The sequence below is a fragment of the Streptomyces sp. NPDC041200 genome, assembly GCF_055591805.1.
Map to the genome: position 1 here is coordinate 1 of NZ_JBVIZF010000082.1, position 12,443 is coordinate 12,443.

General features: G+C 73.2%; 14 protein-coding genes. 6 read left to right on the forward strand and 8 right to left on the reverse strand.

The window, feature by feature from the left end; genetic code table 11:
• Positions 1-1,019 (reverse strand): alpha-amylase family glycosyl hydrolase (locus ACZ6CL_RS42045; protein ID WP_468946643.1); only part of this gene is annotated, 1,019 nt, incomplete at its 3' end.
• Between the two features lie 202 nt (positions 1,020-1,221).
• Entirely contained in the window at positions 1,222-1,419 is a 198-nt protein-coding gene (locus ACZ6CL_RS42050; protein ID WP_468946645.1) for a hypothetical protein, read from the reverse strand.
• 114 nt (positions 1,420-1,533) lie between these two features.
• On the opposite strand from ACZ6CL_RS42050, the gene ACZ6CL_RS42055 reads away from it, so the two are divergent.
• A complete protein-coding gene (locus ACZ6CL_RS42055) occupies positions 1,534-2,736 on the forward strand; it encodes a LacI family DNA-binding transcriptional regulator (RefSeq protein ID WP_468946646.1) in 1,203 nt (400 codons plus the stop codon).
• Here ACZ6CL_RS42055 and ACZ6CL_RS42060 read toward each other — a convergent pair.
• Genes ACZ6CL_RS42060 through ACZ6CL_RS42075 form a run of 4 tightly spaced genes read right to left on the reverse strand, consistent with a single transcriptional unit; the run spans position 2,711 to position 5,980 of the window.
• Positions 2,711-2,851 carry a hypothetical protein gene (locus tag ACZ6CL_RS42060; protein WP_468946648.1) on the reverse strand — a complete coding sequence of 47 codons (141 nt, stop codon included), beginning with the start codon at positions 2,849-2,851 and terminating at the stop codon, positions 2,711-2,713. The two genes, ACZ6CL_RS42055 and ACZ6CL_RS42060, sit on opposite strands and share 26 nt — an antisense overlap.
• Complete coding sequence (locus ACZ6CL_RS42065) at positions 2,845-4,212, reverse strand: AMP-binding protein (RefSeq protein ID WP_468946651.1); 1,368 nt, start codon at positions 4,210-4,212, stop codon at positions 2,845-2,847. The genes ACZ6CL_RS42060 and ACZ6CL_RS42065 overlap by 7 nt, the downstream gene beginning before the upstream one ends.
• Entirely contained in the window at positions 4,212-4,955 is a 744-nt protein-coding gene (locus ACZ6CL_RS42070; protein ID WP_468946653.1) for a glycosyltransferase, read from the reverse strand. The genes ACZ6CL_RS42065 and ACZ6CL_RS42070 overlap by 1 nt, the downstream gene beginning before the upstream one ends.
• On the reverse strand, positions 4,952-5,980 hold the full coding sequence (locus tag ACZ6CL_RS42075) for a 3-oxoacyl-ACP synthase III family protein (RefSeq protein WP_468946655.1): 1,029 nt from the start codon (positions 5,978-5,980) through the stop codon (positions 4,952-4,954). The genes ACZ6CL_RS42070 and ACZ6CL_RS42075 overlap by 4 nt, the downstream gene beginning before the upstream one ends.
• A gap of 210 nt (positions 5,981-6,190) precedes the next feature.
• On the opposite strand from ACZ6CL_RS42075, the gene ACZ6CL_RS42080 reads away from it, so the two are divergent.
• A complete protein-coding gene (locus ACZ6CL_RS42080) occupies positions 6,191-6,637 on the forward strand; it encodes a spore-associated protein A (RefSeq protein ID WP_468946657.1) in 447 nt (148 codons plus the stop codon).
• Between the two features lie 65 nt (positions 6,638-6,702).
• On the opposite strand, the gene ACZ6CL_RS42085 is transcribed toward ACZ6CL_RS42080, so the two are convergent.
• Both ACZ6CL_RS42085 and ACZ6CL_RS42090 read right to left on the reverse strand, forming a co-directional pair.
• Positions 6,703-7,533 (reverse strand): lytic polysaccharide monooxygenase auxiliary activity family 9 protein, encoded by an 831-nt coding sequence (locus ACZ6CL_RS42085; RefSeq protein WP_468946659.1) that lies wholly within the window; start codon positions 7,531-7,533, stop codon positions 6,703-6,705.
• Positions 7,534-7,653: 120 nt separating this feature from the next.
• Positions 7,654-8,415: a dienelactone hydrolase family protein gene (locus tag ACZ6CL_RS42090; RefSeq protein WP_468946662.1), complete on the reverse strand. Its 762-nt coding sequence runs from the start codon at positions 8,413-8,415 to the stop codon at positions 7,654-7,656.
• Between the two features lie 237 nt (positions 8,416-8,652).
• On the opposite strand from ACZ6CL_RS42090, the gene ACZ6CL_RS42095 reads away from it, so the two are divergent.
• The 4 genes from ACZ6CL_RS42095 to ACZ6CL_RS42110 all read left to right on the forward strand — a co-directional run.
• On the forward strand, positions 8,653-9,966 hold the full coding sequence (locus ACZ6CL_RS42095) for a PucR family transcriptional regulator (RefSeq protein WP_468946665.1): 1,314 nt from the start codon (positions 8,653-8,655) through the stop codon (positions 9,964-9,966).
• Positions 9,967-10,169: 203 nt separating this feature from the next.
• Positions 10,170-10,559, forward strand: a complete 390-nt coding sequence (locus ACZ6CL_RS42100) for a hypothetical protein (protein WP_468946667.1) — start codon at positions 10,170-10,172, stop codon at positions 10,557-10,559.
• The gene (locus ACZ6CL_RS42105; RefSeq protein WP_468946670.1) at positions 10,556-12,220 is read left to right on the forward strand and encodes a sodium/solute symporter; all 1,665 of its coding nucleotides are present in this window, start codon (positions 10,556-10,558) and stop codon (positions 12,218-12,220) included. The genes ACZ6CL_RS42100 and ACZ6CL_RS42105 overlap by 4 nt, the downstream gene beginning before the upstream one ends.
• A partial coding sequence (locus ACZ6CL_RS42110) for a PTS sugar transporter subunit IIA (RefSeq protein WP_468946672.1) occupies positions 12,150-12,443 on the forward strand: 294 nt, incomplete at its 3' end. The genes ACZ6CL_RS42105 and ACZ6CL_RS42110, both read left to right, overlap by 71 nt.

The following is a 12,443-nucleotide window of genomic DNA, read 5'->3' on the forward strand; positions in this document are numbered from 1 at the left end:
ATCACCTTGCGGAACACGTCCGGGTTCCAGGGGGCGGTGAGCAGGTGGAAGAAGAAGGCCTGGTGGAGTTCGTCGGAACGGACGTACTTGGCCTGCTCCAGCGGCGTCGGCACGGAGACCTCGCCGACGAGCAGCCGGTCGTTGCCGTCGCGGGCCGTGTACTCGTCGCAGATGGCGCGCCAGCGACGCCACTCGTCGTGGATCTCCGGCTGGTTCCAGGCGAGCGGGTTGACGGAGTCGCGGGTGCGTTCGTCGATGGTGGGGTCGTCGGAGTCGGGCAGGTCGGGGTGTTTGAACAGGCCCGCCGCCACATCGATGCGGAACCCGTCGACGCCCCGGTCCAGCCAGAAGCGCAGCACCTCGTGGAAGTGCTCGCCGACCGACGGCTCGCGCCAGTTGAGGTCGGGCTGTTCGGGGGTGAAGAGGTGGAGGTACCACTGGCCGGGGGTGCCGTCGGGTTCGGTGACCCGGCTCCAGGCGGGGCCGCCGAACATGGCGTGCCAGTTGTTGGGCGGCAGTTCGCCGCCCTCGCCGCGGCCCTCGGCGAAGTGGAAGCGGGCGCGGGACGGACCGCCGGGCCCCTCGGCCAGGGCGGCCCGGAACCAGGCGTGCTCGCTGGAGCAGTGGTTGGGGACGATGTCCATCAGGACCTTCAGCCCGAGCCGGTGGGCGTCGTGCACCAGGCGGTCGAACTCGTCCAGATCGCCGAAGATCGGGTCGACGCCGAGGTAGTCGGCGACGTCGTACCCGTGGTCGTGCTGCGGCGACGGGTAGAACGGGCTGAGCCAGATCCCGTCCACGCCCAGCTTCTTGAGGTACGGCAGCCCCAGCCGGGCCCCGGCGAGGTCGCCGATGCCGTCCCCGGTGCTGTCGAGGAAGCTGCGGAGGTAGATCTGGTAGATCACCGCGTCACGCCACCAGGCGTTCGGTGAGCCCTCCGTGCGGTGCGTGGAGGGGCGGGGCGCCGTGGTGGCCGTGGCGAGGCCCGTTGCCTCGCCACTCGCCGGTATTGCGGTCATCCGGCGCTCATCCGGGGCTGTCATGCGTCCATCCCATTGCTGGTTCGTGCTGGATCTTGCTCGTGCTATTGCTGACGCGGAGTCGGCCGGGCAGGGGCGGTCCGGCGCCGTGCGGCAGGCCGTCACGGTCGGCAGCGGGGTGTGCTGACCGATCGCCGGTGAGGTGTGGCGCGGTTGGCGCTCGAAGGCCCCGGGCCGGGACTCAGATGCCGCGCGGGGCGCGGGTTTTGCGGTGGGCCTCACGGTGGGCGGCCGGGCGGTCGAAGGTCCGGCAGTCGAGGGTCCGGTGGCCGGGAGCCGGGCGGCGGCGCGGGCTCGTGGCCTGGCGCGGCGCGGTGGCGGCCGGGGCGGGGGCGGCGTACGGCTCCCCGGCGGGCATGCGGTGCCTCTGACTGCTCACGGACAGGCCCTCTCGTGCGGCACATCACCGTTGATGTATCGATAAAGCACAGTGGCATAAGATGGGGGTGAGCGGCAAGCGATCACGAGAAGCCGGAGCAAACCGGGAGAGCGGATGGCGACGCTGAAGGATGTGGCCCGCACGGCGGGGGTCTCGGTGATGAGCGTCTCCAACGTCCTCAACGACACCGGCCGCTTCTCCGCCACCATGCGCGAGCGGGTCCTCCAGGCCGCCGAGGAGGTCGGTTACGCGGGCCCCGACCCGGCCGCCGCCTCGCTCCGGCGCGGACGTACCGGCACGGTCGGGGTGGTGCTGCCCCTCCCGCTGGAGACGGCCTTCGCCGACCCGGCCGCCACCGCCTTCCTGGAGGGCGTGGCCCGCGAGTTCCAGCGCCGCCGCACCACCATGACCCTGCTCGCCCTGCCGCCCGCCGTGGGACCGCTCGCCCGGCATGCCACCGCCCCCGTCCAGCAGGTGGCCGACGCGCCGCTCGCGGCGCTGGAGAAGGCCGTGATCGACGCCGCGCTGCTGTACAGCGTGGAGGAGGACCACCCCGGTCTGGACATCCTGGTCAAGCGCGAACTGCCGGTGCTGGCCGTGGACTCGCCCGGCCATGACACCGGACGTGGGCGGTTCGGCGACGCCTGGGCGGGATTCGTCACCGTCGACGACTTCGGCGGGGCCCGGCGGGCCGCCCGCCATCTGGTCGGCCTCGGCCACCGGCGGGCCGTGATCCTGGTCGACCGGCTCGCCGTTCAGCCCCGGCTCGGCCCGGCCACCTGGTCCCAGGCGCTCGCCACCACCAGCGCGATCCTGCGTCGTCGGCTGCTGGGCTACCGCGACGCGTGGGCCGAGGCGGGGCTGCCGTTCACGGATCTCACCGTCATCGAATGCGGCAGGAACGATCTCGCCGCGATCCGCACGGCCGTGCGCACCCTGCTCACCGCGCCGGGCCCGCGCCCCACCGCGCTGCTCGCCGTCTCCGACACCCTCGCGCTCGGCGCGTGCGCGGCCGCCCGGGACCATGGCCTCGCCGTCCCCGGGGACCTGGCCGTCATCGGATACGACGACATTCCCGCGGCCGCCACCGCCGTCGTACCCCTGACCACGGTCCATCAGCCCACCGTGGAGAAGGGTGAATCGGCGGCCCGGCTGCTCCTCGATCACACCGACCACTACAGCGAGCACCGCGCCGACCACCACTCCGACCACCACTCCGGTCACGGCGGTCCCTCCGCGCAGACCGCGGGTGCGGCCGGTGCGGCGCCGCCGGAGCTTCCCACCCGTCTCGTCATCCGCGCCAGCACACCGGCGTAACGCGCCGGACGTAGTCGCCGAGGGCCCACCGGGGGATCCACCCCTGCTCCCGGGCCCTGCGGGTGTCGAGGACGACGGTGTGCGCGAGCTGATCCACCGCGTAGCGGGTCAGCACCGGGCGGGCGTACGGCCGGTGGCGCGCGGTGGCCTCCACCGCACGGGACGCCGCCACCGCGAGGGGGAGCGGCAGATGGCCGACGCGGACACGCCTGCCGTGCGCGCGCAGCACCTCGTGGATCGCGCGGTCGCGGTGGTACGGCACGGCATCGGCGATGTTGTACGCCCCCGGCGGCCAGCCCGCGGCGGCGGCCACACAGGCGTCCGCGAGGTTTTCGACGGCCGTGAGGCTGAGCGCCGGTCGCCGGTCCGCACCCAGGGGTCGGGCGCCTCGCCCAGATAGCGGTGGCGGGCCGCGGGCCCGGCCAGCAGCAGTTCGCCACGCCCCGGTGCCATGCCGTCGACCCGGGCCCTGACCCCCGGCAGCGGCGCCCCGGCCAGATCGCCGGTCCCGCCGAACGCCGCCTTCTCGGCCTCCTCGACGGCGGCGGCCGGGAACAGTTCGGTGAGCGCGTACACGCCCCACGCCTCGTCCGCGCCCGCCCGCTTGACCCGGGCCAGCAGCTCGGCACCCGCCGGTGCCGAGCCGGTCCAGACCCGGCCGGTGAAGCGGGCCGAGGCGGCGAGCGCGGCCCGCAGCCGCGGTGGCGTCAGATACGTGGCCTGCGGGGCCAGCCGTCCGAGCTGCCGGGCGAGGATCCGCGGCGTACGGGCGGGCAGCGCGACCGGGGCGCCCCGCGCGAGCGACGGCAGCAGCACGAAGAACGTGCCACCGAGCACGGGCACGTCCGGCCGGGGCCCGACCAGGTCGGCCACCGACCGCATCCCGGCGGCGAGTCCGGCCCGGGAGTGCACCACGGCGCGCGGCCGGGACGTCGTACCGGAGGTGAAGACGATGACCGCGTCCGCCGTGCCGTCGTCGCCCGCCTCGGGCAGCGCCACCCGCGACGCGGACAGGCCCAGTGGCGGCGCGCACCCCGGCAGCCGCCGCCCCAGGGTGGCCACCGGCCCGAGCGTGGCGAGGTCGGGCAGCGCGAGCCGGGCCCGCCGGGCCAGCGGACGGGCCCACCCGGCCGCGGCCTGGGCGGTGGCATCGGCGAGGACGAGGGCGGGCCGGGCCACCGCGAGCCGGGCGCTGAGCACATCGGGGCCCACGGACGGGTCCAGGACGGCGGCCCGCAGCCCCAGCCGGTGGGCGGCGAGCATCACGGCGAGCGCGCGCGGCCCGGGCCGTATCGCGACGCCCACCGTGTCCCCGGCGGTCAGGCCACGGGCGCGCAGCCCGGCCGCGTATGCCTCGGCGAGGTCGGCCACCTCCCCGCGGGTGGCGCGCACCCGGGGCGCGCCCGCGCGGGTGCAGCCCAGGACGGCCGGGCGGTGCGGCTGGGCCCGCAGTGTGTGGGCGAGACGGTCCAGCATCAGCGCGGATCCTCCCCGTGGCGTCCGCTGCCCTGGTCGAGGTACCAGCGGGCGGTCCCGATGACGCCGTAGGCGCGCAGCCGGCGCGTGGAGTTCTCCACGATCATCCCATCGCAGCGGGTGATGGCGGTGGTGTGGCGGCGCACCCGGTTGAGGAACGCCCGGTCGGTGGGGGAGGGGCGCCGTGGCATGCCACCGGCGTCGAGGTACAGCCCGGCGGTGATGGCCATGTTGTTGCCCGCGTGTATCCGGTACGGCGCGAGATAGCCGCGCCGCCTGCGGTGTGCGGGCCGCAGCCGCCCGAAGAGGGCCGCGAGGAACACCAGGACGCGGAAGGCGGCCCGGCCGAGCGGCCCGTGTTCGTCGCGGCGCGCGGTGAGCCTGCCGCAGGCCATGCCCCGCCCGGTGGCGCCCAGCGCGGCCCGGGCGGCGGCCGTCCAGCCGGGCCGGGGCAGACAGTCGGCGTCGGTACGGGTGACGATCTCGGCGCCGTGCCCGATCGCGTACCGGAACCCGGTGTCCACGGCGCAGCCCACGCCCTTCTGCGGCTCCGTGAGCAGCAGGACGGGGAAGGTGGCGCGCCGGGCGAAGCGGCGGACGATGTCCCCGGTGGCGTCGGTGGAGGCGTTGTCGACGACCAGGAGCGTGAAGTCGCGGTCGCGCTGGGCGGCGAGCGCGTCGAGTGTGGCGCCGATCCTGGCCGCCTCCTGATGGGCCGGAACCACCACCCACAGCCGGGTCATGACGCCTCCCATACGAGGGTCATGATGCTGACGCCGCCGCCGAGACCGACGAACAGTACCCGGTCGCCCGGCGTCAGCCGCCCGTGCACCCGGTCCAGCTGCACCCCGAGCGACGCGCTGGCCACATTGCCCAACTCTCCTACCGTGACGACGAGTTTGCCGCGTGGTACGCCGGTCGCCTCGATGAACCGCTCCAGGTACGGCACCGTCACCTGATGGACGAGCACCCGCGCGAAGTCCCGCCACTCCAGCCCGGTCCGGTGCCGCACCCGGTCCAGCACGGAGGTCCCCACCTTCTCGAAGACGGTGCGCAGGTGTGCGCCGTCACCGCGGAAATACGTGTGCTCCTCGTCGCGCGGATGCCGGGAGCCACCGCCGAAGATGCCACCGGCGGCCCAGTGTTCGGAGTGGGTCAGGGTGTCGACGTCGAGGATGCCACCGCGGTCCACCGGCTCGACCACCACCGCCGCGCCCGCGTCGCCGAAGGTGTAACCGGCGAAGGCGTCGCGGAACTCCGCGGCGCCTTCGGGGGCGCGGCGCATGGCACGGCTCGGGGTTTCGCCGGTGACCACCAGCGCCCGGGTGGCGCGCCCGGCGAGGATCATCGCGCGCGCCATGTCGATGCCGTTGACGAAGCTGTTGCAGGCATTGGTGACGTCCAGCGCGTGGGCCCGGGAGCCGAGTTCTGCCTGCACCACGTGCGCGGTCGCGGGTTCGGCCATGTCGCGGCTGGCGGAGGCGAAGAGCAGCAGGTCGATGTCGAGCGGATCGAGCCCGGCGGTGTCCAGGGCCCGCCGGGCGGCACCGGTCGCGAGCGTCGAGGCGTACTCCCCGTCAGCGGCGATCCGCCGTGAGCCGATGCCCGTCGCCCGCTCGAACACTTCGCGCGGCAGCGGGAGTCCGCTGGCGCGCGCCACCTCACCGCGCAGCTCCTCGGAGGACAGCCGCCGCCGTGGCAGCCAGGAGCCGACGGAGGTGATCCCCACCCGAGGGAGAGACGCGGGCACGGCCGGTGAACTGGGCATGCGGTCAGCATCATCGGGCTGATCGCGTCGCGGCATGAGTACGCGTACTCAAAAGCCTTCGGGACCACGGCGTTTCGTCGCCCGAGGGAAGATCCCCGTTGATCCCCATGGATTTTCGATGATCCCTACAGATTTCCGTGCAACCATCCTGGGCCATCACATGTCACCTAGACGTCGCAAAAACGCGCCCTAGGGTTACAAGGGGGAAATATGAAGATTTCACGCTATGTTGCCGCGACCGCGGTCCTGGCTTCCGCTGTCGCGGGCTCCGTGGTCCTGGCCCCGTCTGCTTCGGCGGCGGCCAAGGCCGCGTACAACGGTGCCTGTGGCAGCGGGTACAAGGTGGTGAACTCGGCGCCGATCGGCACCCAGGGCACCGTCTTCCTGACGTACAACTCCGCCAAGGGCAAGAACTGTGTCGTCACCGTCCGCAACTCGACCGGGGCGGCGAAGAACATGTTCGCCTATCTCTACGTGAACGGCTCGGAAGAGTCGCAGCTGGACGAAGGTCTGTACACGTCCTACGCAGGCCCGATCTACGACTACGGGCGCGGGAAGTGCGTCGACTGGGCCGGGGGCATCGACAACCAGTCGACCTTCACCTACGGGTCGAACTGCGCGTCCCTCAAGGAGCACCGGGTGACCAAGGGCTGGTAATCCGCACAGCCGTGCTCACCGCGGCACCTGGATCACCACCGGAAACGGGTCGCCGCCGCTGCTGGTCAGCGGCGGCGACGCCGTGTCACGAACACCCCGGCGGCCGTCAGCACCGCGGCGGCCGAACCACCCGCGACCAGCGGCATCGTGGTGCTGCCGCCGCCGGTCTCATCGGCGCGTTCGGCGTGCCTGGACGTGTTGTCGGCGGGCTTGGATGTGTTGTCGTCGGCGGGCGCCGAGGCGCGGCTGTCCTTCGCCCCGGCCGAGAGCGCCACATCCGAGCAGGAGTAATACGTGTCCGCGGTGCTGGAGTTGCGCCAGATCGTGTACAGGAGATGACGGCCCGTGCGGTCCGACGGCAGCTTCGCCTTGAGGTGATACGCGCCGTCGGTCAGTGCCGGGTCCTTGACCTTCGCGAACGGCTTGGCGTCGAGGTCGGACCACTTCAGCGGCCGCGTCGGGTCGTAGCCCGGCTTGGTGAGATACAGCTCGAAGGTCCCGGTGTGCGGAATCGTGGAGCTGTAGTCGAGCGTGAGGTCCGCCCCGGGGGCGAGCCGGGTCGAGGGCCAGTCCGCGCGCGGCAGATCCAGCCCCCGGTAGCCGTCGAGGCCCGCGCTGCACAGCCGTCCGTCCGGGATCCGCTGCCGGTCCCGGCCGCCCACGTCGGCGATGCGCAGGTTGTCCCACTCCTCGAACGCCGCGCCCCCGGCCGCCTTCGCCGCCTTACAGGCCGCCGACCGCGCCTCCCGCCCGCCCTCCGGTGAGCAGGCCACCGTCCGGCTGACCGGATCCACCGGCGCCCCATGGGCCAGCGCGGGCCCGGCGCCCACCGCGATGAGCAGCAGCGAGGCGGTTCCGGCGAGGGCGGCCGAGGCGGCGGTGCGATGCGCGGTCATGCCGGGGAGTACGAGAGGGAGGGGCGGTGTGTTCAACCGGCGTGGTGAACCCGTGCGTGCAACCCGTGCGGTCAACCCGTGCGGTCAACCCGTGTGTTCAACCGGCCGCCGGTGGCGGACTCACCGCCGCAGCGTGCGCTCGAAGAGCGCCAGCAGCTCCTGCCAGTGCCGGTCCTCCGCGGTGGCGTCGTACATGGCGGTGTCGACCTGGGTGAACCCGTGGTGGGCGCCCTCGTACACCTCGCTGCGGTACCGCACCCCGGCCGCGTCCAGTGCCTGCTCCAGCTCGGCGATCTGGTCCGCCGGAATCGACGGGTCCTGGTCGGCGTGGCCGAAGTACAGCTCCGCCGACACCTCGTCGACGAGCCGGTGCGGGCTGTCCGGGGCGTCCGTCACCAGATGGCCGCCGTGGAAGCTGGCCGCGGCCGCGACCCGCTCGGGGTGGGCCGCCGCGGTGCGCACCGCCAGCACACCGCCCATGCAATAGCCGACGCTGCCCACGGGCCCGTCCGCGACCAGGGGAGAGGCGGCCAGCCAGTCGAGGTACGCGCCCGCGTCGCGCATCGCCAGCTCGGGCGTGTGCGCCCGCATGAGCGGGCCGAGCCGGTCGAAGAGGTCCGTCCGCTGCGAGGGGTCGATGAACTCCGGCAGATCCACCACCGGCGCCCGGCCCGCCCGGTAGAGGACGTTGGGCACCAGCACCGCGTAGCCGTTCCCGGCGAGGCGCTTCGCCGCCTCCTCGACCGTGGCACGAGGCCCGAAGGCGTCCGGGTACAGCAGGACACCGGGATGCGGGTCCCCGTCGCCGGGATGGGCCAGGTAGGCGTCGGCGACTCCGTCGAGGGTGGGGATGTCCAGGGGGGTGCCGTGCACGGAAGCCATGGCCGCACCTTTCTCTCGCGTCGTGGGGCGGCCCCACCGTATCGCTGTGCTCCCGGCGCCCCGTGGGCCGGCTCAAGTGGCCTGACGGCGATGGCGGCGCCGAAGGGAATTGTCCGAAGTCACCGACCGGGTGGTATGCCGATGATGCAATAGCGGTGGAGGTCTGGCCCCCGAGCGGGCCCGGCCTCATGATGCCGCGTTGAGCGGCACATCGCACGTCAGAGGTGGAGGAACGTCATGCACCCAGTCACCGGCTCCCGCGCCACCGGCCCCGCCGCCGGGCGCCCTGCCAGCCGACTGTCTGCCGACAGGGCCCGGGGGCTGCCCCGCATGCCCGCCGCCCGCCCGCCCGTACGCTCGCGGGCCGATCCCGAGGCCGTCGCGCTGCTGCACCGGACCGCCCGCGTCCTCATCGACGAACTGCCCCGGCTCACCGATCAGGTGGTCGCCCTGATGCGGGAGCGAGAACCCGTCTACAACTCCGCGTCCATCGATCCGAACGAGCTGTGGCGGGATGTCAACGACTCGCTGTCCAACAACGTCCGCTCCCTGCTGTACCCCAAGGAGACCCGGGAGACGGCCCGCTCCTGCTCCTGGCGGATCGGCGCCGACCGCGCGGCCCAGGGCCTCCCGCTGGACGCGCTGCTGCACGGCTTCCGCATCGGGTGCACCGTCGTCTGGGACGAACTGGTGGAGTCGGCCTCGCGCGAGGACCCGGTGGGCGCCCGGGGGCTGGTGCATGTGGCGGCCGACATCTGGAACTTCGTCGACGAGCACTGCACGCTCGTCGCGGAGGCGTACCACGAGGTCGGACGGCAGCTCGCCTGGCACCGCGAGAACCGGTTCCGGATCATCATCGAGGCGCTGCTGGACGGCACCGCCCGGGTGAGCGACTTCCCGGAGGCGGAGCAGGTCCTGGGCCTGCCCGAGCAGGGGCGTTACGCGGTCGTCGCACTGGACAACCAGGGCTCCGGCGGCTCCGGCGGCCCCGGCGCGCCGCGTCCGCCGGAGATCCAGGCCGGTGGCCGTACGGTGTGGCACACCGGGGAGTCCATCGCCCACGCGATCGTCCTCCTCGGGGACGTCCACCCCCAGCAGGTGGCGCGGGGGCTCACGGTCCAGCCCGGCGCCCGGGCCGGGGTCAGCCCCGCCGTCACCGGCCTGGCCTCGGTGAACGTGGCCCGTCTGCTCGCCGATACGGCGCTGCGCGCATGCCCCGCCACCGGCGAGGCCGCGCTGCTGGAGGAGCACTACCCTGAGGCCCTGGTGGTGTCCTCCCCGGACCTGGCCACCGCGCTCGCCGACCGCATGCTCGGCCCCGTCCTGGCGCTCGAACCCGCCGACCGCGACGTCCTGCTGACGACCCTGACGGCGTGGCTGGACGCGGACGGATCGGCGCGCGAGGCGGGGCGGGCGCTTTTCTGCCACCGCAACACGGTGCTCAACCGGCTGCGCCGCTACGAGCAGCTGACCGGGCGTACGCTGCACCGCCCCCGCGACGTCGTCGAGTTGTCGCTCGCTCTCGCGGCGCACGGGCTGCTGTCGCTCTGACCGGTTTCGTGAGGATCCGGTAACGGACCTGTGCGGCTCGGCACCGCACGGCCAGGAAGAGTGTGGGCGTGCACAACGGCCGTCAGTGGATCATGTGCTTCTGCCACGCGGTCCCCCGACGGGCTGTACGGAGGTCCCGGGGAGCTGCTGTCGTGGCGGTCCCGTCCCACCCGCCCTGGACGGATCGCCACGAGGAGCACGACATGTCCGATCACGCATGGGGGCAGGCCACACAGCCGCGCCCGGTGCGCACCGCCGAGGTCATGCCACCGCGGCCGCCGGAGGCGACGGGCCCGCGCCCCGTCCCGCCCACTGATGCCCGTCCGGACCACGGTGGGGAGCGCCGGGCGCGGCGCTCGCCCTGGCGGCGGCCGTGGCCATGGACGGCGCGGGCCGCCTGCGCCGCGCTGGCCTGCCATCTGGCCGCCGTGGTGGTCAACTGCACCGCCGGTGGAGGGATCGACCTCGGAGCGGGCGGCGGTTTCACGGTGGGCGCCCTGCTGGTGGGCGCCGACACGGCGGTCCTGGTCACCGTCCTCGTCCGCGCCGAGCGGCGCGCCCCCGACGAGGACACCGGGGAGAGACAGCGATGAGCGGCGGTTTCGAGCCGAGGACCCTGGCGTTCGTCCTGTTCGCCTGCTTTATCGCCGTATCGTTCCTGCTCTGCATCCTGGCGGCCACCGACAGCGATGACCCCTCCGAGTTCTACATCGGCACCGGCAACCTCGGCCCGATGCAGAACGGCCTGGCCATCGCGGGCGACTACATCTCGGCCGCCACCGTCCTCAGCACCACCGGCACCATCGCCATCGCCGGATTCGACGGTGTCCTCATCACCATGTCCACCGTGGTCTCGATCCTGCTGTTCCTGCTGGTGATGGCCGGACCCCTGTGCGGACACGGCCGGTACACCCTGGGCGACGTGCTGTCCGAGCGGCTGAGCGAGCGCCCCGCCCGTATCGGCACCGCCGTGCTGGTGCTGGTGGTCACGATGCCGCTGCTCACCGTCCAGCTCAACGGCGCGGGCGACATGATGTCCCTGCTGATCGGCATCCCCGGTGCCGCGTCGGTCACCGGCTGCACCATCTTCATCGGCTCCCTCATGGTCTGCTACGCCGCCCTCGGCGGGATGAAGGGCACCGGCTTCATCCAGGTCCTCAAGACCGTCATCCTGCTCGGCGCGTTCATCCTGCTCGCCGTGCTCGTCGTCAAGCGCTTCGACTGGAACCCGGCGAGCCTCTTCGGCGCGGCGGCCGACAAGAGCGGCTACGGCGACGCCTTCTGGGAGTCCGGCCGCCAGTTCGGCGATTCGCTCACCGGCAAGCTGGAGGTCATCAGCATCCAGCTCACCCTGGCGGTGGGCGCGGCCTGTCTGCCGCACATCACCATGCGGCTCCATCCGATCCGTGGCGCGCGGGCCGCCCGCGCCGCCACGACCTGGGCCGTCGGGGCGGTCGCCGTGCTGGGCGGGCTGATCGTGATCGTCGGTGCGGGCGCCACGGCCATCGTCGGCACCCCGGCGCTGCGCGCCGCCGACCCCACCGGCACCAACTCCCTGCTGCTGCTCACCCGCGCGCTCGACCCGGGGGCCGAGGCGGCCCACCGCAGCCTGCTGTTCACCCTCGTCGCCTGCGCGGTCGTCATCACCACGCTCGCGGCCGTCGCGGGGCTCACCCTCGCCGCCGCGGCCTCCCTCGCCCACGACGTGCTGGCCAAGGTCGTGCTCCCGGAGCGGCTCTCCCCGGCCCGCGAACTGGCCGCGGCCCGGGCGGCGATCGTGGGCGTCGGCGTGGTGGCCGTCGCCCTCGCCATGGTGACCCAGCACTGGAACCGGCAGATCCTGATCTCCTTCACCTTCACCGCCGCCGCCTCCGCGCTCCTCCCGGTCCTGCTCTACGGAACGATGTGGCGCGGCTTCACAGTGACCGGAATGCGCTGGGCGATGTACGGCGGTATCGGCCTCACCCTCCTCACGATCGTCTTCTCCCCGGCGGTCTCGGGCGACGCCCTCGCGGTCTTCCCCGACCGCGACTTCCACTGGTTCCCGCTGCGCAACCCGGGCCTGATCACCATCCCGGCGGGCTTCCTGCTGGGCTGGGCCGGTTCCCGCCTCGGAGGGCGGCCGCGCCCCGAGGCCCCCTCGCCCCCTGGTGAGCGGGGCGGGGATGCGAAGATTTCGCGCCATGGACGAACTGATAGATCTGCTTCCGGCCGGGTGCGTACGGCTCGACGCCCGGGCGGCGGACTGGCGTGAGGCGATCGCGGTCGCCGGTGGACTCATGGTGGACGCGGGCTTCACCACCGCCGAGTACACCGCCGAGATGATCGCGGGCGTCGAGGAGAACGGGCCGTACATCGTCGTCGCCCCCGGTGTGGCGTTCGCCCATGCCCGGCCCTCTCCCGCCGTTCGCGCGACCGGCATGTCCTGGGTGCGGCTGGCCGAGCCCGTGGAGTTCGGGCACGAGACCAACGATCCG

Bases quoted from the DNA above. Each gene is read 5' to 3' on its own strand.
- ACZ6CL_RS42055 (WP_468946646.1), top strand. From the start codon at position 1,534: ATGGCGACGCTGAAGGATGTGGCCCGCACGGCGGGGGTCTCGGTGATG.
- ACZ6CL_RS42065 (WP_468946651.1), bottom strand. From the start codon at position 4,212: ATGCTGGACCGTCTCGCCCACACACTGCGGGCCCAGCCGCACCGCCCG.
- ACZ6CL_RS42070 (WP_468946653.1), bottom strand. From the start codon at position 4,955: ATGACCCGGCTGTGGGTGGTGGTTCCGGCCCATCAGGAGGCGGCCAGG.
- ACZ6CL_RS42075 (WP_468946655.1), bottom strand. From the start codon at position 5,980: ATGCCCAGTTCACCGGCCGTGCCCGCGTCTCTCCCTCGGGTGGGGATC.
- ACZ6CL_RS42080 (WP_468946657.1), top strand. From the start codon at position 6,191: ATGAAGATTTCACGCTATGTTGCCGCGACCGCGGTCCTGGCTTCCGCT.
- ACZ6CL_RS42085 (WP_468946659.1), bottom strand. From the start codon at position 7,533: ATGACCGCGCATCGCACCGCCGCCTCGGCCGCCCTCGCCGGAACCGCC.
- ACZ6CL_RS42090 (WP_468946662.1), bottom strand. From the start codon at position 8,415: ATGGCTTCCGTGCACGGCACCCCCCTGGACATCCCCACCCTCGACGGA.
- ACZ6CL_RS42095 (WP_468946665.1), top strand. From the start codon at position 8,653: ATGCACCCAGTCACCGGCTCCCGCGCCACCGGCCCCGCCGCCGGGCGC.
- ACZ6CL_RS42100 (WP_468946667.1), top strand. From the start codon at position 10,170: ATGTCCGATCACGCATGGGGGCAGGCCACACAGCCGCGCCCGGTGCGC.
- ACZ6CL_RS42105 (WP_468946670.1), top strand. From the start codon at position 10,556: ATGAGCGGCGGTTTCGAGCCGAGGACCCTGGCGTTCGTCCTGTTCGCC.